General features: G+C 64.6%; 19 protein-coding genes. 9 read left to right on the forward strand and 10 right to left on the reverse strand.

Translation table 11 applies throughout. The annotated features are described in order from the left end of the window. Window positions 1-197 precede the first annotated feature (197 nt). On the reverse strand, window positions 198-920 hold the full coding sequence (locus tag MTX35_RS23715; RefSeq protein ID WP_243597277.1) for a RusA family crossover junction endodeoxyribonuclease: 723 nt from the start codon (window positions 918-920) through the stop codon (window positions 198-200). Window positions 921-1,270: 350 nt separating this feature from the next. After that, window positions 1,271-1,807: a hypothetical protein gene (locus MTX35_RS23720; RefSeq protein WP_243597278.1), complete on the reverse strand. Its 537-nt coding sequence runs from the start codon at window positions 1,805-1,807 to the stop codon at window positions 1,271-1,273. 258 nt (window positions 1,808-2,065) lie between these two features. On the opposite strand from MTX35_RS23720, the gene MTX35_RS23725 reads away from it, so the two are divergent. Genes MTX35_RS23725 through MTX35_RS23750 form a run of 6 tightly spaced genes read left to right on the forward strand, consistent with a single transcriptional unit; the run spans window position 2,066 to window position 7,318 of the window. Continuing rightward, a complete protein-coding gene (locus MTX35_RS23725) occupies window positions 2,066-3,253 on the forward strand; it encodes a lipid-transfer protein (protein ID WP_243597279.1) in 1,188 nt (395 codons plus the stop codon). A gap of 2 nt (window positions 3,254-3,255) precedes the next feature. Beyond that, on the forward strand, window positions 3,256-3,714 hold the full coding sequence (locus tag MTX35_RS23730) for a MaoC family dehydratase N-terminal domain-containing protein (protein ID WP_243597280.1): 459 nt from the start codon (window positions 3,256-3,258) through the stop codon (window positions 3,712-3,714). Continuing rightward, entirely contained in the window at window positions 3,711-4,124 is a 414-nt protein-coding gene (locus tag MTX35_RS23735; protein WP_243597281.1) for a MaoC/PaaZ C-terminal domain-containing protein, read from the forward strand. Before MTX35_RS23730 ends, MTX35_RS23735 begins: the two co-directional genes overlap by 4 nt. A 17-nt stretch (window positions 4,125-4,141) precedes the next feature. Next, window positions 4,142-4,972 carry an SDR family NAD(P)-dependent oxidoreductase gene (locus MTX35_RS23740; protein ID WP_243597282.1) on the forward strand — a complete coding sequence of 277 codons (831 nt, stop codon included), beginning with the start codon at window positions 4,142-4,144 and terminating at the stop codon, window positions 4,970-4,972. Between the two features lie 9 nt (window positions 4,973-4,981). Then, window positions 4,982-6,133: an acyl-CoA dehydrogenase family protein gene (locus MTX35_RS23745; protein WP_243597283.1), complete on the forward strand. Its 1,152-nt coding sequence runs from the start codon at window positions 4,982-4,984 to the stop codon at window positions 6,131-6,133. Between the two features lie 45 nt (window positions 6,134-6,178). Next, window positions 6,179-7,318 carry a CaiB/BaiF CoA-transferase family protein gene (locus MTX35_RS23750; RefSeq protein ID WP_243597284.1) on the forward strand — a complete coding sequence of 380 codons (1,140 nt, stop codon included), beginning with the start codon at window positions 6,179-6,181 and terminating at the stop codon, window positions 7,316-7,318. Window positions 7,319-7,331: 13 nt separating this feature from the next. Here the strand turns inward: MTX35_RS23750 and MTX35_RS23755 are convergent, their stop codons facing one another. Further along, complete coding sequence (locus MTX35_RS23755) at window positions 7,332-8,546, reverse strand: TetR/AcrR family transcriptional regulator (RefSeq protein ID WP_243597285.1); 1,215 nt, start codon at window positions 8,544-8,546, stop codon at window positions 7,332-7,334. A gap of 290 nt (window positions 8,547-8,836) precedes the next feature. Between MTX35_RS23755 and MTX35_RS23760 the strand changes: the two genes are divergently transcribed. From MTX35_RS23760 to MTX35_RS23770, 3 genes are all read left to right on the forward strand, one after another. After that, on the forward strand, window positions 8,837-10,366 hold the full coding sequence (locus tag MTX35_RS23760) for a class I adenylate-forming enzyme family protein (RefSeq protein WP_243597286.1): 1,530 nt from the start codon (window positions 8,837-8,839) through the stop codon (window positions 10,364-10,366). A 200-nt stretch (window positions 10,367-10,566) separates the two neighbouring features. After that, window positions 10,567-12,237 (forward strand): hypothetical protein, encoded by a 1,671-nt coding sequence (locus MTX35_RS23765; RefSeq protein ID WP_243597287.1) that lies wholly within the window; start codon window positions 10,567-10,569, stop codon window positions 12,235-12,237. A gap of 514 nt (window positions 12,238-12,751) precedes the next feature. Next, complete coding sequence (locus tag MTX35_RS23770; protein ID WP_243597288.1) at window positions 12,752-13,114, forward strand: hypothetical protein; 363 nt, start codon at window positions 12,752-12,754, stop codon at window positions 13,112-13,114. A 70-nt stretch (window positions 13,115-13,184) separates the two neighbouring features. Here MTX35_RS23770 and MTX35_RS23775 read toward each other — a convergent pair whose 3' ends face one another. The 7 genes from MTX35_RS23775 to MTX35_RS23805 form a co-directional block, all read right to left on the reverse strand. Then, window positions 13,185-15,575: a DNA topoisomerase III gene (locus tag MTX35_RS23775; protein ID WP_243597289.1), complete on the reverse strand. Its 2,391-nt coding sequence runs from the start codon at window positions 15,573-15,575 to the stop codon at window positions 13,185-13,187. 69 nt (window positions 15,576-15,644) lie between these two features. Next, window positions 15,645-16,217, reverse strand: coding sequence for a hypothetical protein (locus tag MTX35_RS23780; protein WP_243597290.1), 573 nt, complete (start codon window positions 16,215-16,217; stop codon window positions 15,645-15,647). Continuing rightward, complete coding sequence (locus MTX35_RS23785) at window positions 16,214-16,360, reverse strand: hypothetical protein (protein WP_243597291.1); 147 nt, start codon at window positions 16,358-16,360, stop codon at window positions 16,214-16,216. The genes MTX35_RS23780 and MTX35_RS23785 overlap by 4 nt, the downstream gene beginning before the upstream one ends. Window positions 16,361-16,432: 72 nt before the next feature. Beyond that, a complete protein-coding gene (locus MTX35_RS23790) occupies window positions 16,433-16,831 on the reverse strand; it encodes a hypothetical protein (RefSeq protein ID WP_243597292.1) in 399 nt (132 codons plus the stop codon). 36 nt (window positions 16,832-16,867) lie between these two features. Beyond that, on the reverse strand, window positions 16,868-18,487 hold the full coding sequence (locus MTX35_RS23795; RefSeq protein WP_243597293.1) for a M23 family metallopeptidase: 1,620 nt from the start codon (window positions 18,485-18,487) through the stop codon (window positions 16,868-16,870). Further along, window positions 18,484-18,822 carry a transposase gene (locus tag MTX35_RS23800; protein WP_243597294.1) on the reverse strand — a complete coding sequence of 113 codons (339 nt, stop codon included), beginning with the start codon at window positions 18,820-18,822 and terminating at the stop codon, window positions 18,484-18,486. The genes MTX35_RS23795 and MTX35_RS23800 overlap by 4 nt, the downstream gene beginning before the upstream one ends. After that, the gene (locus MTX35_RS23805; protein WP_243597295.1) at window positions 18,822-20,693 is read right to left on the reverse strand and encodes an ATP/GTP-binding protein; all 1,872 of its coding nucleotides are present in this window, start codon (window positions 20,691-20,693) and stop codon (window positions 18,822-18,824) included. Before MTX35_RS23805 ends, MTX35_RS23800 begins: the two co-directional genes overlap by 1 nt. Window positions 20,694-20,745 lie beyond the last annotated feature (52 nt).

Raw genomic sequence — 20,745 nt, forward strand, 5'->3', positions numbered from 1 at the left:
TCTCCTTCGGGACGCTGGTGTGTGGTCAGAGACCATCAGCATCGGAGGAGGCCCGCCCTCATTGGCGGAGCCACACGGGTGAGCACTTTCAGAGATCAGATCTGGGCATTTTCACTGAGCGCCGTCAACGGGGATGAGTCCTCAAACTCAGAACCACGGTGACGGGCACCAATCATCCCCCGAAGCACAGAAAGAACTCAGGGGGCCACGCGTCGACCGGACATTACCGTTGGTTCGCTGGGGTCGTCCCAGATGGTGTCAGCGTCCCACTGGTAGACCTCTTGGGCGCGAACCTTGTACATGCCTATGCTCCCGGCGTACTCGACGCGACGGCTGGTCAAACACTGAATCTGGCCGTCGTTCTGATAGATCACGGTGGCGAGGCTGTCGAGCAGGCCCTTCAGCAGATTGTCGGCATCCTTTCGGCGGCTGCCACGAGGCACAAGTGAGGTGACCGAAATACACATCGGACTGTCGACGGTCGGTTGCCGGCCGCGAGAGAATTCCTTCAGCATGGCGGTTACTGCCACCTTGAGCTCGGCGTTGCGGGCGTGGTCAGTTTGTGCGGACCAGGGCTCCACCTGGATCGGCCAGTGCTGGATCACGGCATCCGGCACCGGTTCGCATGCGTTGCATGGAAGTTGCGCTATCGAGCTCATCTTCGACCTGGGTGAAAGTGCTGCCACAGGGCGACGTGTCGGCCATTCGACACGAAAGTCAGGAAGGTACGCGGCTTTCAAGGTTCCACGCATAGACACCAGCCACTCGTGCACGTCCTGGCGCTGCCGAGGCGTGGGTGGGTCGGCCAGCGCCCTTGAGGTCTCCTGTGAGTAGAACGAGAAGATGACCGCCAGGCGCGTATCCGGCGTGTCGTGTTCGGTCAATAGTTGCAGCGCTGAATCGATCGGATGCAAGCTCATGGATTGATCCAACCTTGCCGGTGGCGTGCGTACCCCGTCGGTCCGCGGCCGTACCGATACTGACCCATGGCACGTTCTGAACTGTAATGAAAATCGTTACCGATAACGGATATTATGTCAGGTAAAGTGCTGCATATTGTTCCAGCACTTCGCTTTTCGAATATACGAGGAGCTAGCGAGGGAGGATCGAGCCAGGCAGATCGACCTGTACATGGCAGTGACCGTTCCGCGCATTTCGAGCCGTCCTCGGTAGAAGCTTGATGAGACCACCGTGAGGATCTCGCAGCAGCGCTATGCGATGCCGGTACGGACAGCCGAATCGACGGTCCTCCACGTGACGTGACCGCCGTCTACGGATCCGGTACGGACGGCACGTCGACACCGATGGTCGAGCGGGCTGCTGGGGAGCCGACGCGCTCGTACGCAGCCGTCATGTCGATGGACGAGACCGAAGCGACGCTGGTCAGTGCATCGGACACAGTGATGATTCGCCCGTTGACGTACGGGCGGATCTTGAAGAGCTCCTCGACGACCGGGCGCGGTATCTCGATGGTTCTGGTCAGTGCGAAGTCGATGTCGAAAACTACGACCACGACCACGTCGTAATCGCTATCGCGGATTGCGCTGAGGTTTCGTCTGCCTCGAAGCTCGGTCTGCCGCATTCCCTTGACCTGCAAGCGACGCCCGCTCGGATCCTGGACATCCCAGCCTTTCTGGGAGAACGAACCTCGCTGGCCACCGTAGTGCTCGTGCACTATCGCCTCAGCGATGTCACCAACCGGGTTGTTGTTCGTTCGAACTACTCCCCGGACACGGAGTTCGTTCATGGTTCCGGCCCACAGGCGCAGCAGCTCGGCAATGGTCAACGACGACAGGTCTACAGGCACGGCGGCCATGGTAGGCCCGGAAGTCGTCCGGGAACGGAGCGCCCACGACCGCGCACCTGACGTCGATGGACAGCATCGTAGAGATGGTCGACGGCCGACTTCGGGCCGATGCGTCGAGGAAGTGAATCGGGGGCCCCGTCGTCGGACCCCGCGGGTCGAGGATTGGTCATTTGCTTCGGATCGCTATGCGGTATTGCCTGCGAACAGGAGTTCTGGTTCACTAAGTAAATCAGCATTAGTAATCGATTGGAGCTTTCGATGACGCGCAGAGCAGTGGTGGCGGGTGTGGGAATGATCCCCTTCGCCACACCGAGCAAGTCCGATACCTACGACGTGATGGGCACTACTGCCGCGCGCGCGGCATTGGCCGACGCTGGAATCGAGTACAACGTCATCCAGCAGGCGTACGCCGGGTACGTATACGGCGATTCCACGTGCGGCCAGGCCGTCGTGTACGGACTTGGGTTGACCGGTATCCCCGTCATCAACGTCAACAACAACTGCTCCACCGGCTCCTCCGCCCTGTATCTCGCGCGGCAGGCCGTCGAATCCGGCGCAGTCGATGTCGCACTGGCGGTCGGGTTCGAGCAGATGCAACGCGGCGCACTGTCGATGGGCTACTCCGATCGACCGAGTCCGTTCGAGCGCTTCGACGAGGTGATGGATCAGATCCAGGTCCGAGACGAATCCCCCTTTGCCGCACAGATGTTCGGAGGTGCAGGCAAGCAGTACGCAGACAGGTACGGCACCTCGCCCGAGACGTTCGCAAAGATCTCCGTCAAGTCCCGGTTGCATGCGGCGAACAATCCCTACGCGGTGTTCAAGACCCCGACGAGCGTCGAAGAAGTGCTCGCATCGCCGCACATTTACGGCTCACTGACCCGGTTGCAGTGCTGCCCGCCGACCTGTGGGGCCGCTGCGGCGGTCATCGTCAGCGAGGAGTACGCGAAGAAGAACGGGCTCGACGCCTCGATCGTGATCAAAGCGCAGGCCATGACCACCGATTTCGCCTCGACGTTCGACGAGAAGGACATGACCAAGATCGTCGGCTACGACATGTCGAAGGCAGCGGCGCAGCAGGTCTACGAGATGTCCGGTGTCGGCCCCGAGGACATCCGCGTCGTCGAGCTGCACGACTGCTTCACCGCCAACGAGCTGCTCACCTACGAAGCGATCGGTCTCACGCCCGAGGGAACGGCCGAGAAGTTCATCAACGACGGCGACAACACCTACGGCGGCCGAGTCGTCACCAACCCCTCCGGCGGGCTGTTGTCCAAGGGGCATCCGCTCGGCGCGACCGGCCTGGCACAGTGCGCAGAACTGGTGTGGCAGTTGCGTGGACAGGCCGAGAACCGTCAGGTCGAGGGAGATCTCAAGGTCGCTCTGCAACACAACATCGGACTCGGCGGTGCCGCCGTGGTCACCCTGTACGAGAAGGTGAGCTGAGAATGTCCATCGATCCCGCAGCGATCGGGACCGAGCTCGAGCCGGTCGCGATCACCGTCGATGCAGCGCGGTTGCGCTTCTTCGCCAAGGCAATCGGGGAAACGAACCCCGTCTATATCGATACCGATGCGGCCCAGGCCGCCGGGCATCCGGATCTGCCGGTGCCGCCGACGTTCCTGTTCTCCATCGAGCTCGACAGCCCCGATCCGTTCGCGTGGATGTCGGACCTCGGTGTCGATCTGCGCTTCGTCTTGCACGGTGAGCAGATCTTCACCTACCACTCGACGGCACATGCAGGCGACACCTTGACCGCGAGGTCGACCATCACCGATATCTACTCGAAGAAGGGCGGTGCGTTGGACTTCGTCGTCAAGGACACCGCCGTGACCCGAGCCGACGGATCCGCCGTCGCCGATCTTCGCGCAGTGCTCGTCGTACGCAACCCGGGAGGCGGACAATGACATCCACCGAACACATCACGGTCGGGACCGAACTTCCGGCCCTGGACGTCGGCAGAATCTCTCGAACCACGCTGGCGCTGTTCGCCGGTGCATCGGGCGATCACAATCCGATGCACATCGATATCGACGTCGCGAAGTCTGCCGGCCTCGAGGACGTCTTCGCCCACGGCATGCTCTCCATGGCCCACCTGGGTCGGTTGCTGACCAATTGGGTTCCGCAGGAATCGATTCGGTCCTACCGGGTTCGGTTCGCCTCCATCACACCGGTATCGGCCAAGCCGACCGCCACCGGCAAAGTCGTCTCCATCGACGACTCGGCCGGAACCCGAACCGCCACTGTGGAACTCACCGTCACTCTTGCCGACGGCACCGTCACACTCACCGGCGACGCCGTCGTCGCACTCGACTGAAAGAGACCGTTCACATCATGGGAAATCTCGACAACAAGGTCGCCATCGTCTCCGGTTCCGGACGCGGCATCGGCCGTGAAATTGCGCTCAAGCTCGCCCGCGAAGGCGCGAAGGTCGTCGTCAACGATCTCGATACCGCACCGGCCGAGGAAACCGTTGCCGCGATCACAGCAGCGGGCGGGCAGGCCGTGGCATGCGCGGGCAGCGTCACCGACGACGGCTTCGCCGAGCGGTTCGTGCAGACCGCAGTCGATTCGTTCGGCGGCCTGGACATCATCGTCAACAACGCCGGCTACACCTGGGATTCGGTGATTCAGAAGATGACCGACGAGCAGTGGGACGCCATCCTCGACGTGCACCTCAAGGCCCCCTTCCGCATTCTGCGTGCCGCGCAGCCCGTGATCGCCGCCGCGGTGAAGAAGGCCAAGCAGGACGGTCAGCCCGTGCCGTGCCGCAAGGTCGTCAACATCTCCTCCCTCGCCGGCACCGGCGGCAACCCCGGCCAAGCCAACTACTCCTCGGCCAAGGCAGGCATCACCGGTCTGACCAAGACGCTCGCCAAGGAGTGGGGCCGCTACAACGTCACCGTCAACACCGTGGCGTTCGGATTCATCAAGACCCGCCTCACCGAAGCCTCGGCCGACGGCGCAGCCACCATCGATGTGCAGGGCCGCGAGATCAAGGTCGGCGTCAACCCCGATCTGATGACCGCGATGGAGCAGATGATCCCGCTCGGGCGCGCCGGCGCACCCAGCGAAGCCGCGGGATCGGTGTACCTGCTGTGCACCCCCGAGTCCGACTACGTCAGCGCCCAGACCTTGGTCTGCGGCGGCGGCTTCAACTTCTAGGAGTCGACGATGAAGACAGCGGACTATCGGCCGACATGGATCGACGACGACGTCGTCGCGCTCAAGGACATGGCCACGAAATTCTTCCAGGCCGAGCTCCTACCGAACCAGGAACGCTTCGCCGAGCAGAAGTGCGTCGACCGGAGCTTCTGGAACGCCGCGGGAGACCTCGGTCTGCTGTGCGCCTCGATCCCGGAGGAATACGGCGGCGGCGGCGGGACCTACGCCCACGACTTCGCGATCTTCGACGCCCAGTACGGTCTCGGCGACACCAGCTTCGGCAACATGGTGCACAGCGGCATCGTCGCCCACTACATCCTTGCGTACGGAACCGAGGACCAGAAGCAGCGATGGTTGCCCAAGATGGCCACCGGTGAGATCGTCGGGGCGATCGCCATGAGTGAGCCGGGTGCCGGATCCGACCTCAAGACCATGCGCAGCAGCGCCCGCCGCGACGGCGATGACTTCGTGCTCAACGGGGCGAAGACGTTCATCTCCAACGGCAAACACGCCGACCTGGTCATCGTCGCCGTCAAGACCGATCCGTCGGCCGGTGCCAAGGGCGTATCGCTGATCGTCGTCGAGACCGCCGATGCCCCGGGATACCGAGTGGGGCGCGTGCTGGACAAGATCGGCATGAAGGGTCAGGACACCGCCGAGTTGTTCTTCGAAGACGTCCGTGTCCCGGCCGAGAATCTGCTCGGCGACGCCGGCGCCGGCTTCGCGTACCTGATGAAACAGTTACCACACGAGCGGTTGGTGATCGGGGTGTGCGCAGCCGCAGCAACGCAAACCGCTGTGGCTCTGACAGTGCAGTACACCAAGGACCGTGCGGCATTCGGCGGTCCGCTCTTCGACATGCAGAACACCCGCTTCCAGCTCGCCGAATGCGCCACCCTTGCTCACGTGTCACGAGTGTTCGTCGACAGCTGCATCGAGCGTCATCTGCGCGGCGAGCTCGACAGTGCGACCGCGTCGATGGCGAAGGCGTACACCACGGAGGTGCAGGGGCAGGTCGTCGACAAGTGCCTTCAGCTGTTCGGTGGCTACGGATACATGGCCGAATATCAGATCGCCCGGATGTACGCCGATGCCCGCGTGCAACGCATCTACGGCGGATCGAACGAAGTGATGAAGGACCTCATCGCGCGATCGCTGTAGCTGCTCCACCGCCCGACTCGAATCGAAGAGAAAGCGACGAACACTGTGGGACCTCTGGATGGCGTACGAGTGGTCGAGATTGCGAGCCTGGCTCCGGCCCCGTTCGGGTGCATGATCCTGGCCGATATGGGGGCCGAGATCATCCGGGTCGACCGCGCGGGCGGACGTGCATCGGCAGGTCTCACCCCGCCTGCCGGGCCTCTCGATCGCGGGCGGCGCAGCATCGCGGTGGATTTGAAGGATCCTGCCGGGATCGAGGCGGTACGCACACTGGTGGCCACTGCGGACGTGTTCGTCGAAGGATTCCGGCCGGGGGTGGCCGAACGTCTCGGCATCGGACCTACCGAGCTGCTCGAGATCAACCCGCGGCTGGTGTACGGGCGCATGACCGGTTGGGGCCAGGACGGCCCGCTGGCCCCGCGGGCCGGCCATGACATCAACTACATCGCCGTGGCCGGGGCGTTGGAACCGATCGGGCGCGCCGGTGAGAGGCCCCACGCGCCGATGAATCTGGTCGGCGACTTCGGCGGCGGTGGGTTGATGCTCGCGCTCGGGATCGTCTCGGCACTGTTCGAGCGGGAGCGGTCCGGGCAGGGACAGGTCGTCGACGCTGCAATGGTGGACGGGGCAGCGTTGTTGACCACGTTCATGCACGGCATGCACGCCAGCGGCATGTGGGACGGCCCGCGGGGAACCAACGCCCTCGACGGTGGAGCGCCGTTCTACGACACCTACGAAACATCCGACGGTCTGTATATGGCCGTCGGATCGGTGGAGCCGCAGTTCTACGCGCAACTCCTCGACGCCCTGGGCGTGATTGCGGCCGAGATCCCCTCCCAGTTGGATGCCGCCGCATGGCCGGAGCTGAAGAAGCTGATCGCAAGCAAATTCGTGCAGAACACTCGCGCGCATTGGACGGAGGTGTTCGCAGACTCCGACGCCTGCGTCTCCCCCGTGCTGTCGCCATGGGAAGCGCACGAGCACCCGCACAACAAGGCTCGCGAAGCGTTCATCGAGGTCGGTGGGGTCGTGCAACCGGCACCGGCCCCCCGGTTCGACCGAACGGTCAACGCGGTTCCGGTCCCGATGGACGACGGCGGTCGCGACGTGACCGAGACGCTCACCCGCTGGGGTCTCGGGGCGGACACCGTGACCGCGATGACCTCCTCGGGCGCAGTCCGCTGACCGATACGTGCGATCAGCGATCGAGCCCGAGTACCGCGTCGCCGATGCAGGCGAGCTCGTGAACGAGTTCGCCTGCCGGTGTCGTGGTGAACCGATCGACCGCGATGTTGACGACCACGATGTTGACCACCGTGATCGCGGCGAGGACGGTTGCCCGCAGTTCCTCGGTATCGGTATCGGTACCGGGATGAACAGAGGCCAGAAGATGAACCCACTCGTCGACGTATTCGCGCTGCCTGGACCGCAGCTGGTGCCGCAACGGGTCGGTCAGACTCGCCGTTTCGTTGACCACGATGGTCACCAGAGCAGGATGATCGGTCATCGACTCGATGTACGACACCAACGACAGATGCACGCCGTGCGCCGCAGATTCCGCGTGTGCGAGCGCTTTGTTCAACCCGATGTCAAGCATGTCGGCACCCCGATTGAGTGCGGCGATGAGAATGTCGTCCTTCTTCGCGAAGTGGTTGTACACGCTCGGTCCGGCCATTCCGGCGGATTGCCCGATCTCGTCCATCGTCACAGCGTGGAAGCCGCGTTCGGCGAACAGTGTTGTCGCTTCACCCAGAAGGACTTCTCGCCGAGAGCGGCGCGTGTGCCGTGGCGGTGCGAGTGTCCTGACAGGGTCGACGCTCGGTTCCGGCTGATCGAAACGGACGTCGACGACCCTGCCGATGATCGTCTCGAGCAGTGACCGGTACCGCTCGCTGGGCACCTGTGCGCGGTGGTAGGAGGGACTGAGCAGGATTGCAATCACGGCATCGGCGAGGAGTCGGCACTCGTCTGCACTGGAGGCCGGCCTGTGAGCGGCGATCAACTCACCGACACGCTGCTGGCAGTATCGGCGGCGATCGCGAAGTTCGGTCCGTTGATGCTCGGGGAGATTGCGGGCCTCGCGTTGCCAGAGCACTCCGATGTCGCGGCGCGAGACTGCCAGCGTTACCAACGTCGACATCGTCGAGGCGAAGTCGGCAGTGTCGTCGGCGAGCGCGGCAACGAACCGATCGGAGCCTTCGAGTGTCAGTTCGGTGAGCATCGATTCCTTGTTGCGGAAGTGCTTGTACAGCGCTCCTGCTGTGATGCCCACCGCATCGGCGATCTCGGAGATGTTGGCGTTGCTGTATCCGACAGTGCCGAACTGAGCCGCAGCGGCCGTCAATATCTGGGCCCGACGGTCGCGGGGGCGGCGCGTACCGACTCCGGTGGACTTCACCTGCGCTGTACTCATTGCCCGCCGATCCGTTCCGAACATCCGATGGTGCCGATCCTAGTGATGTACCACGCGCACACCGCACTTCTCGTAACTCTCGACGCCGCACCGGGGCACGGCGTCCCGTCGCGTCGCCCCCTGGGATCAGGGCGCTGAGCTCGCGAAGCCGACAAGGCTGTAGAAGCTAATGAAAAATTACTTATTGCATTGAAAGCCACTACAGAACGATTTGCAACCTCTACTATTGCCAGTAGAAATTTACCGAGCAGGTATCGAAGGGGAAAGCGGCTATGCCAACGATCGGAAGCATGTTGACCGTCAGTGCGCAGCGGTGTCCGGACAGGACGGCGCTGGTGCTCGCATCGAGTAGGCGTACCTACCGAGAACTCGACGCCGAGGTCAATCGTGCAGCCCACGCACTGCACCGACTCGGGTTGAGCAAGGGAGATCGATTCGCCCTGATGGCCGGGAACTCCGATTGGTTCGTGATCGCGTTCTATGCCGCGGCAAAGCTCGGAGCCATCGTCGTACCCATCAACCCACGATCCGCTGGACCGGAACTGCGCTATCTCCTCGACGATTCAGGTGCATCGGTCCTGGCATTCGATGCAACCGTCTCGCAGGTGGTCACCGAGACCGTCGGTGACGCGAGCTCCCCGCTGCTCCTCGCGCTCGGACACGTGGAGGGGCACCGCAGTCTCGCGGACCTCGCCGCCGACGAGCCCGACTCCACACCCGAGGTCCTGGTCGACGAATCCGACGATGCGCTGATTCTCTACACCTCCGGAACTACAGGTCGCCCCAAAGGCGCTCTGTTCGACCATCATCGGACCATCTGGGTGGGTATTTCACTCACCAGCCTGTTCGGGCTCACCGAGGCGGACCGGCTGCTGCACGTCGCTCCGCTCTACCATGCAGCCGAGCTGACGATGATGCTCATTCCCGGCACGATGGTCGGCGCGACACATGTCGTACTCCCCGGCTTCGAGCCCACAGCAGTACTGGACGCGCTCGAGAGCGAGCGGATCACCGGCTTCTTCGGCGTGCCGACGATGTACCAGATGCTGCTCCGCCAACCCGACCTCGCCGACCGCGACCTCAGCGCATGGAGGACCGGAATCTTCGGTGCCGCACCGATGCCCGCTGACGCCGTCGGCCGCCTCCTCGACGCACTGCCGGCAGTGAACCTCTACCAAGCGTGCGGTCAGACCGAAGGTGGACCGGGCGGAATCTACAGCCGCCCGCACGAGGTACGGGCCAAGCCCTCCGCAAGCGGCCGATTCAGCCTGCTCAACACCGTCGTCCGAGTGGTCGACCCGGAGAACCGGGATGTGCCACGCGGGGAGACCGGGGAGCTGATCCTGCAGGGCGAGACCGTCATGAAGGGCTACTGGAACAAGCCGCGAGAGACCGCAGACGTCCTACGCGAGGGATGGCTGCACACCGGCGACCTCGCGCGAATCGACGACGACGGATACATCACGCTGGTCGACCGAATGAAGGACATGATCATCACCGGTGGCCGCAACGTCTACTCCGTCGAAGTCGAGAATGCTCTGGCCGGCACCCCCGGGGTTGCCGACTGCGCCGTCGTCGGCCGCAGCGACGCCGTGTACGGCGAAACCATCGTCGCCGTCGTCACCCCACTTCCCGGTTGCGACATCACGCTCGACGAACTCCGTGAGCACGCCGGAAAGCTGGTCTCCGACTACAAACTGCCGCGCGAGCTGGTCATCGCCGAGATCCCCCGCAACCCGTCCGGCAAGATCATGAAACACAAACTGCGCGACAAGCTTCAACACAGCGCAACGTCGTCAGGGCCAAGCCAACACCCCTGACGGCCGGCGTCGCTGCGATACACCCGCCACCGCCGACCGACTCGTGCAGCGCCTCGGCACTGCACGAGTCGCACGCAGCAGCGGAGCAACACCTCCGACACGACAGCATCGAGATAGTCAGTTCCACACAACAATCGGCAGCGCGGGGGCCTGCCGCCACAGACCGGACCGGTCCGGTCCGGCAACGAACAAGGACCGACATGACTGCACGCCCCCTCTCCGTCCTGCGACCGGTCTGCGCGATCGCTGTGGCCGTGGCCATCGCGGTGACATCGGCACCGACTGCCGCCGCCGCGCCGACCAGCCTTGCTTTCATCGAGCCTTACGACATGGGGCCCACCGCAGCGCCGAACGTCGAGACCACGTACGTCACTGTTTCGGCACCCCTCGGGCCCAGCGGCATAGCAATCCCCGATGCCTGCCAGAACCTGGGCTACCTCCGCGTCAAATCCGGTTCGGGCCCAGATGATCCGGAGAAGTCGGATGCAGTACTCATCACCCAACCGGGGGTGTACGAAGGCGCAGGAATGTTGGCACCGTTCGCCTCGAACACCGTGCGCGCAGCGGCCCTTCAGGGCCGCAACATCGAAGTGTGGGTCATAGACCGCCGAGCGAACTGTCTCGAAGACCCCACCGGGCTCGAGCGCGCAAAACAGAACAACGATCCAGATGCTGCAGCGCAGTACTACCTACAGGACAACGCGCGCATCGAAGCCCCCCTCGATCCTGACATCGCCGTGACGAGTCTGCTCGGCATCGAGCAAACTCTTCGCGACCAACAAGTCATCACCGACCAGCTCCCAGAGCAGTTCAGGTCGAGCAAACTCTTCTGCGGAGGACACTCCCTCGGAGCCCTCATCGCCGGGGCACAAGCCAATCGGCTCGACGTCAACGGAGCCCTCGCCGCACCCTGCGCCGGATACTTCTCCCTCGACTCTCGTTTCGCCACCACCGGCTCTGCATTGTTCGACGCCATCGACTCACTGGGCATCGGACTCAATGCCCTCACCCCCGCGACGGGCGTTCTACCGACGATCCCGCTGCTCAACCGCGCCCTGGGCTTGGCGGCGAGCATCGCTTCCGCTGCAGACCTTGCCCCCGATGCCGAGTCCACGATCGTGGGCACCATCCCCGACGACCTCCTCAACGAGCTACTTGCACAAGCGCTGATATCCCCCACCGTCGTCGACTTTCTCCGCGCCGAACCCGACATCTCCCGCACTCGAATCACCAACGCGGCGCTGCTGGGACTCGTGCTCGACGACAACACCCAACCACTGGGCTACTTACGCAGCAGCATCGGCGGATTCGGCACGCCCGCCGACCTCAAGAACCTCGTTCTCCCCGCCCAGCTGCCGCAGATCTACACCGGTCTCGTCGGCGGGAACACGATGGTCGCCCCCGTTGCCATCGACGGCCCAATCACCTGGCTGCCCTACGACCGCATCCCCACCAGCGGACTTCAGACCCGCGACGGCATCACGTACACCACTCCCGACAGCGAAGTCACCGACATACGACAACTGGCGAGCTTGATGGCGAACCCGGTAGTCGACGGCATCGAGTGGAACTTCCCCCTGCGACTACTGCTCGAACTGCTCGCTCTCAACTCCGGAGACCGCACAGCGGACCTGCAGAACTTCGCTCCCGTCCTGACCATGCCCGACCGCCCCATCCTCTACCTGGACGGCGCGGACTCCGGTTTCGCAGACGGGCTGCAGCAAGCAAACGCACCCACCGACGGTCGCACCATCGCGGTTACCGGCTACAACCACCTCGACGTGTGCACCGCCGCGTGGACGCAGACGCGGCCGGAACCGGTCAGCGCAGCGATCGTCGGCGAACTAATTGCGCCCACCTTGGACTGGTAGAACGACCGTAACGGTCAGATATGCCAGGGGTGACGCCGTCGCAGACAGGATAGGAAATATCGACAGCTCGGTCGGAGTCACCGATGATGGCCATGGACGGTACCGCGTTGCAGACGCTGAGCAGAAGGTCAGCTCTTGCTGCGACAGGAACAGGTGTGGCTTCGCCGGTCTCGACAGCGTGTGTGCGATTGTCTCGAATCACAGGCAAAGACTGCTGTTTGTCGAGTTGGCGCACCTCGTCTTGACCGAGCTCGCTCATCGTCTGCGCAAGCAACGCCCGAGCAACGACATAGCCGGCGGGAGCCGCACGGGTAGCGGATTGACCGTCTTATACGGTCGACGTTGACCGAATCGTAACGCGCCGCCAAGATCGGCGCGAGCGCTCACGGTCCGATGGTGCTGGATCAGTATGAGGAAGCGTCACCATGGCATTCAGGCACTGTGCCGCAACTAGTTTCATGAGGCAGGTTGCCCTGCAGCATATTCGTCAGTGCCCGCCTCTACAGTGTCGGGTGTGAGCGACAACCAGTGCGTGGCCACGGTGCCTGAGCGTGTGCTCGACGAGCTTGCGCAGGTGGTAATCGACAGGATCGATCAACTCCTCGATCGGGTGACCGATCGCGCTGTGGGCGCGCCGCCTCCGGGATCGGCGGCGTGGGAGTTGGAGTGGAGTGCCCGAGACACTGTGATCGGACGTGCGCGCGTGGCCGAACGGTCGCGTGTACGAGAGGAATTGGCGCGCCGCGCGTGCGCCGAACTCGGCATCGCCGAAGGTTCCGCACCGGCGGTGCCGGCTCGGCACGCTCCCCCGGTACGACCCCTCCGGACGAAGCCCGGACGTGTCCGCGTCGACGAGGCGCAGCTGACCTTCTTCTGAACCTGCCGCTCGAACTCTTTTCCCCGATGGGTGCAGGCGTACGACCCCGCTGCTGTCCTGCGGCACCCGTTTACCGACGCACGGTGCGTTTCTTGGTGCCTGCGGTGGATTTGCGGTCCTCGAACTTCAGCTTGAATCCAAATGTCTTGCTGCCCTGGTACGTACCTGCGGCCAGTGCGCCTCGGGCCCGGTACGTCTTACCTGTCTTGCTCGTGGCGTCGAATTCGATGGTCTCCCCGGCCAATAGCTTCTCCAGTTCCTGATCGGTGAAGTCCTTACCCCGCCAGTGTTCGTTGGCACCCCATCCGCGACCTTTGAACGTCACCGGCTTGCCTTTCCACACTCCACTGACCAGATCGGTCCGAGGTGCACGCTCCTCGAATCGAGGGTTGAAGCTCACGTGTGGGTACTGCTTACCGTCTTTCTCCCTCACACCTGGTTCGAGCTTTCCCGTGCACGTGAACGTCTTTCCCGACTTCGCGCTCGTCGAGACGACCTCGATGACCCGGCCGGACAGCAGTGCCGCTACTTCGGTGTCGGTGAACCGGTGGCCGCCGAAGACCCGCTTCGCGCGGGTCACGACCGTGCCAGCGTGGGTGAAATGCAGCTCCGGTGGCAGCTCGATCATCTCCATCGCTTCTCGGGTCACCCCGGCCTTGCCCATCCGTGCGGTGAGCTCGCCGGACAACGTCCTCGCATTCGCCGTCATCGTCGCGAGGTCGCGGCGCACCAGATCCGCCACGAGGGAAAGATAGTCGGCTGCCTTGCCGGTTCCGGCCTCGATCTGCGCCATCTGCTCGAAGACCTGCTCGGTGATCGTCAGATCCCCGATGTGCGTGCCCGGCAGGATCCGATGGTTGAGTTCACCGATCGCGCTGAGGGTGATCTTGCCGCGCTTCTCGATCATCAAGGCCTTGCCGCCCGAGTTGTTCGTGACCTCGGCATAGGTGCTTGTCCGGGTCGCGCCGGTACCTACGCTCCGCTTCTCGAGCTGTTTCATCAACCATCCCATCGTCGGATGCGGCGGCCGCGGCGGGAAGCCCTCGTGGACGAACGGGTCCGCGATAGTACCCAACGCCGTCGCACCAGTGGGTTGCTCGTCGCGCTCGCCGCCGTCCTCCTCCTCGACGACGAACACACCTTTCCATCCGAGTACTGCGGGCACATTCAGCGAGCCGACGAAGCTCGGGTACTTCTCGACGTGGCCGCGATGCTGGTCGTACTCGTAATCGGGGGCGAGCATCGTCAGGTAGTTCTTCGCGAGGAGCTCGTAGATCTCCCGACCCAGCTCGCCGTAGGCCTTCTCCACTGCCGCGAGGCTCGGCGGTACGTTGGGCCCCGGACGGTTGGCACCGTGCGCGCCACCGGACTTGACGTGGCTCGTACGTGGGCCGCGATGGCTCAGCGCCGCCGGATCCACGCCCACCACACCGGCGATCGCGTCGACCGATGGAAGCAGCTCGTTGAACTGCTCGATCGAGATGAACTTGTCCTCGGTACGCGGGTAGGACACCACCTGCGCCTCGTACATCTTCTGATAGGTGTCGAGAACGTTCTTCGCCCCGAAGCCCTTCTTCGCGAGCAGTGACGACAGTCCGGCCAGGTCCATCAGTTTCGGCGGTCCCGTTTTCTTGCGTGTGGTCCCGTCGTGGACGACCGGTGACGACTGAAGGCCGCCGGGAACATCGTTCTCGTTCTCGAATCGATCGACCTCGGGGTCGGTGTACGTCACGCCGTTCTCGTCCCGAAACCGGTTCTCGTAGAACGCCTTCTTGACGTATCCGTGGTGCGCGTCGAGCCCGTCACCGACGATCACGACCATCGCGGACTTGAGCCGGCCGTTACGCAGTACCGTGCTCGCCCCGGTCGTCTTGGTCGCAACTCTGGTGAACTGCATCGAGAGCATGTCCCACTTCGACCGGAAGTCGGCCTTGCGGTAGTCGCCCTCGGCAGCGATCGCCGTGACCGGGCGACGGGCTGTGAAGGCCTTACGCAGCGATGCCGGTGTCTCGTCCAGGAACTCCATGCGTTCGAGCTTCTTGTTCTCGAGGCCCAGGTACTCCACGATCTCCCAGCCCAGCAGTGAGCCTTCACCGGTCGGATCGAGATCGGCTGCATTGCAGACGCTCTCGCACTCCGAGAGCACTGTCTTGAGGTCCTGCAGCAAGCTTTTCGCGTCCGGATCGGTGACCAGCTTGCCGCCGGACACCCGGCGCCGGATCTCTCGCTCCCAGCGGAAGTCGTCGGCGTTCCACGGGAGATATTCGAGCTCCCAGCTCTTGTACTTGTCGGTGAGAGGCGCGGGCACCATCGCGGAAGGGTCTTTCAACTCCAGCAGGTGGCCGCGAGCGTGGACGATGACGTACTCCGTGCCTGCGAACGTGCCACTCATACCGCCCAGTGCGGCGGCGAAGTTGCGAGCTGCGGAGGGCTTTTCGGTGAGGATTCCGACTTTTCCCATGACAATAGATCCTTCTCTGCGGTGCGTGCGGCGTGTGAACAGCGAGGGTGTTGCCGGTGGCCGGTCGGGCTAGAGGCTTGCGCTGACGAGGCGATAGTTCGCGACCTTCCAGCCGTCAGCGGTGCGTTCGAGGTCGACGGCTCCGGTGTAACTGGTGAACGGGGTGATCTCACCGCTGCGGTGTTGGACGACGCGGTCGATGACGACAGCCACGGTGGCCTGGTTGTCACCGTCCATCTCGGCGGCTGTGCCGTCGGCGTAGATGCTGGTGTCCGGTCGAGCGACGGCGGTGACGACGTCTCCGCTGCGTGCCCATGCCGACCACTCCGGGATCGGCTGCGGGGCTGGATCGGGTGGCGTGGCGGCGGCGGTGGCCATCGATCCGGTCACGTTGTCGCGCTGGGCGTGCAGGGCATCCCACGGTGAATCCTGCACTGCCGGTTGCCAGGTGAACACACCGGACATCACCGACGTCGCGACGCCGACCGGGTCGGTGGCCGACGGGTCGATGGCGATCCCGGCGTCCGTGCCCGGTGGTGGCGGTGTGTCCGAACCGCGGAACACGAACACGACCAGAGCGGCAATGACGACCACCCCGACGAGACCGAGAGACGCGAACACGATGCCTGCTCTTCGGCTCATCTCGTGTGCTCCTGCGAGTCGGAGTCGTTCGCTGATTCAGCGTCGGTGTCGCAGATCTGGCCCAGCGCAGCGGCTTTGGCGATGACTTCGAGCCAATCGACGATCGGTGCATCCGCCTGGCGGTTGTGGAGGATCTGTGCCATGTCTGTCTCCTTGGTCTGTGATGGTGCCAGTGTCCTGGTGGCCACCGACAACAAATGTGGTTGTGTGCCGCGCTAGCCGACGGTGGGGACTCCTGCTGCGGCGACAACGCTGACCGTCCATATCGCCCACATGACGAGCGCGGTCGCCGCCACGTGGATGGCTTTGCGGAGCGCAGTGACAGTCCAGTTCTGCGCTCGCGCAGAGGCGTCGGCGACAGCGATGAGGCTGCCTATGGTCATCGCCGCGGTGACGGCAATGACGGCCCACCAACCGTGCGCGAGAACGTCGCTGGTCGCCGCGGCGCGGCCGCTGTCCTCGATCGTGGTGATCATCGACTCCAGGATCAATCGGGCGACGGGAACAGCCCACACCGTCCATACGATGACCGAGGTCAGAGCAAGGGCTGTCAGTGCTCGATGCCGATCGTGGGACGTCAGGTGGTGGCTGGTGCGTGTCGGCGCGGTGCTCATGAGTGGGCCTTTCCATCGAGCATTGGTCGGTGGCGGCTATCGGGCCAGGTCGTAGTCGGATGCGGTGGCGGTGATGGTGGTGACGTAGTTCTGGGTCTCCGAGTAGGGCGGGACGCCGCCGAACTGTTGGACCGCTCCTGGGCCGGCGTTGTATCCGGCGAGCATCAGCTCCACGGGATCGCCGGTGATAGAGCCGGATTCGATACCCGGCCGTAGGGTGTCTGCGACCGAGCAGTTGTAGCGTCCCTGCGCCATGACGGCATCGCCGATGTCGTTGGGATCGCCCTCCCCCGCAGCTCCGGTGACCACGCCCTGATCGTCGACGGGGAAACCGAACGACGCCCACGTGCCGGGGAGGAACTGCGCATACCCTTCGGCACCGGCAGGGCTGGTCAGACCGGGTGTGAAGCCGGATTCCTGTTTGAGCTGAGCGGCGAGGATCGCGGGTGAGAGCTCGCGGCACTGCGCGGCCGACAGAGCGAGCCACGGCTCGAACTCGGGAGGGATCTGGCCGGCGGCGAGATCTCCGTGATCACCGAGACCGGCACCGGGTGCGGTGGTGCAGGTGCCGGCGGCCTTCGGTGCGGATCCGCCGCCGCCGGGGACGGGCCCGTAGGTCTGCCCGGGTGCCGGTGCGCCGTGGCCGACGGTGGTGACGTGGACGTGGTCGAAGTGGTTCTGGGTCGGAGATCCCCTGTCCTCCATGGTGTTCGGTTCACCTTGCGAGGGGATGTATTCCTGTCGCCAGATCATGTATTCGATCTGGAGGTAGTCGCGGTTGCTCCACAGGTAGTCCTTGACCTGATCGCCGAGCGCTTTGCCTTCCTCGGAGGACCAGTTGTCGATCATGATGTCCGCCGCCCGGCCGGAGGGGTGGTCGTCGAATCCCCCACCGTCGGCGCGCCACCCACCGATGGTGGTGATCTGCGGGAACTTCGCGTGCACGGCACGGGCGACGCGGACGGTGTCGACCTGGAAGTGCTCCTCGGAGCCGACGCCGGCGGGCAGCGCCGCCATCTCCGCTGTACTGCCGCCGGCCGGGGCGGGAGTCGACGGGGATGGCAGTGGGCTCTGGCCGGTCTGTCCACTACCCGGCTCGGCGGCGGCCTCGTAGAACGGCTGCGGGTCGATCGCATTGTCGGGTGACCACGGGCCGGTGTGGTACTCGAAGTGCAGGTGCGCACCGGTGGTGTCGCCATTGTTGCCTTCGTCGGCGATGTGCTGACCGGCGGTGACACGATCGCCTGGCGTGACCAGAACACCGTCGGGGAACATGTGCCCGTACACCGTCGAGACGGTCTGCCCGTCGATGTTGTGCTCGAGGACGATCCACATCCCGAACCCGGTCGCAGGCCCAGCTTGGGTGACGATGCCGTCGGCGTAGGCGTAGATCGGTGTACCGACGGGCCCGGCGAGGTCGATGCCCTTGTGCATCGTCCCCCACCGCGACCCGAACGGGCTCGTCAACTGCGCCTCGGAGGTTTTCATCGGTTTGGCGAACGACCCGGCCGGAACCCCGCCCGCGGCGGAGGAAATGCCTTTCCCGGGAATGCAGTTGGTGGGTACTTCTTCTCGGACCCCGGTGGTGACGAACAGGACCACGAACAGGGCCAGCGCGAGCACGACGGTCAGAGCGATCGCGCCGCCTTTTTTCACAACGCGGCCGCCGACATCGACTCCGCGCCGATCGATCGCGGGGCGTGGGCGGCCAAACGCTCGCTGAGGGAACGGTTCTCCGAACGCGGTCGCGTGATCTCCTCCTCAGCGGCACGAAGTCGTGCAGCCACCTCGTCCGCTGCGGGACGACGCGACGAACCGTATTTGTCCTTGATCCACCGGGCCACGGTGTTCTCATGCGCCCCGATCGAGACAGCCAAGGCAGCAACGCATTCCGCGCGGGAGGAGTAGTTGTGTCGCGACTTCTCGTATTGATCGAGCGCCCACGCGCGGGTCTGCGCCGGGTATTCAGCGCGCGGGTATTCGGCGGTCATCACTGCGCTCCGACCAGTGCCGTGTCGTGCGCGTAATGGGCGTCGTCGGTATCAGCGGCGTGGTGCTGGCCGCCGGCGAAGTACTCGGCGAAGCGGGCGTTGGTGTCGTGCACCCCGGTGTCGTATTCGACGTCGGTGAGCACCGTCTGGATGGGGATGCCGGGGGTGTTGTCCTTGGCGACCTTGATCAAGAACTTCCCGCGCCCGATCGGGTTGCGGACGGTGCGCCTTTCGGATCCGCGTAGCGCTGCCCCGCGCGACCAGGAGGTGACCATCCCGGCTTCGGCGTCGGTGAACTTCAGCTCCCCGGACAGGCGCTCGACCTCACCGATCGGCAGTCCCCCGCACACGACCATGCCGGCGCGGTCGATGAAGCCCTTCGCGGTCTTGATGTCGGCTTCGGTGGGCAGGGTTTCGAGGTCACGGCCGGTGTGGGTGATCATCAGCAGCCCGGTCGCGTCGGTGCGGTTGAGGCGGGTGATCTCGTTGACGCGGGCGACCATACCCGGTCCCGCGCCGATGACCTGCCACAGCTCGTCGAGGGCCATCAGGAACAGGCGTTGGCGGTCCAGGCCCGCGTCGGCGAGCAGGTGCGCCGCTTCCACGGTGCCGTAGGCGTCGGCCCAGCAGGAGAGCATCACGGCCGCTTTGAGGGTGGTGTCTCCCCGGTCGAGGGAAGAGACGTCGATGCAGATCATCGGTGCGTCGAGGTCGATCGGTTCGGTGGTGTGGTCGGCGAAGATGTCCCCGAGCGGGCCGGAGGTCAGTGCACCGAGGGCTTGCATCAGCTCGGTGACCGCCTCGCGGTAGCCGTCGCGGTCGGTCTTGTAGGCAGCTTGAAGCATGTCTGCCGAGCCGGCGTCGATGCGGGCGTAGAGATCTTTGAGCAGCGGCGGGTGGGTGTAGGAGAATCCGCCGTCGGCGTACAGCTCACGCAGCGCGATCCCGATCAGGGAATTCTCGAAGGCCTTCACCGAGTGGGTGTCGTAGCGGATCAGCTCCACCAAGGCGCAGACGGCGTTGATCTGGCGGGTGGAGATGGTGATGGTGGCGACGTCGATCAGCTCGTCGAGCTCGGCGATCCGGGCGGGGTCGGTGGCCTCGTCGCGGGCGGCGATCGCGCGGACGACGGCCTGCCCGAGGGCTCCGGCGGCAAGGGGGTTGAGATGTCCACCGCCGTGCCCGAGGGTGATCACCTGCCCGCCGAGCAGGTGGGTGAGCTTGACGTACTCGCCTTTGATATCGCCCGCGACGATCGGGGTCTGACCCCAGCCGCAGGCCCCGAGGAGAATCTTGCGGATCAGCGTCGACTTCCCCAGGCCCGGCAGGGACAGGACGAACATCGACGGGTTACCGATGAGCTTGTCTCGGAAGTACGCGAACGGATCGCACGAGACGGCGTTGCCGGTGATGGCGTGCTGACCGACGATGGTGCCCGCCGAGGGTGCGGCCGCGCCGATCGCCCACGGGTTCAGTCCGCACATCTGCACCGAGGTCGCTTCGTACTCGATCGGGGCCGGGACGGTCGACATCCGGCCACCACCGGCACCTTTGAGGCCGCGTGCGCTCGACGACAGTGCTGCGCGCCACCAGGGGTCTCCCGCTGCCTCGTGGACGGCTTGTTCGGCCCGTGGGTGGTCGTTGCGCCACCGGGTCAGCCCGAGGCCGCGCCGGGAAAGAGCGGAGGGCTCTTCGGCGTCGCCGGTGGCGATGAGGGCGGCGAGCTCGGCGTAGTCGGTGTCGCCGATGATCCACCGCACGAACGCCGACGGCTGCGGCGTTGACGTCTCGTACAGGTCGGGCTCGTCGGACCTGGCCTCGTCGTACCGAGGGTCGTAGTCCCTGCGCGGGCGGTGGTCGGTCGTCGTCATTGTGGGTGTCTCTTTTCTCGGGCAGGGGTGGGCCGGATGCGGTCGGCGGCGC

The organism is Rhodococcus sp. ARC_M12 (genome assembly GCF_022810385.1).
Classification (GTDB): Bacteria; Actinomycetota; Actinomycetes; order Mycobacteriales; family Mycobacteriaceae; genus Rhodococcoides; species Rhodococcoides navarretei.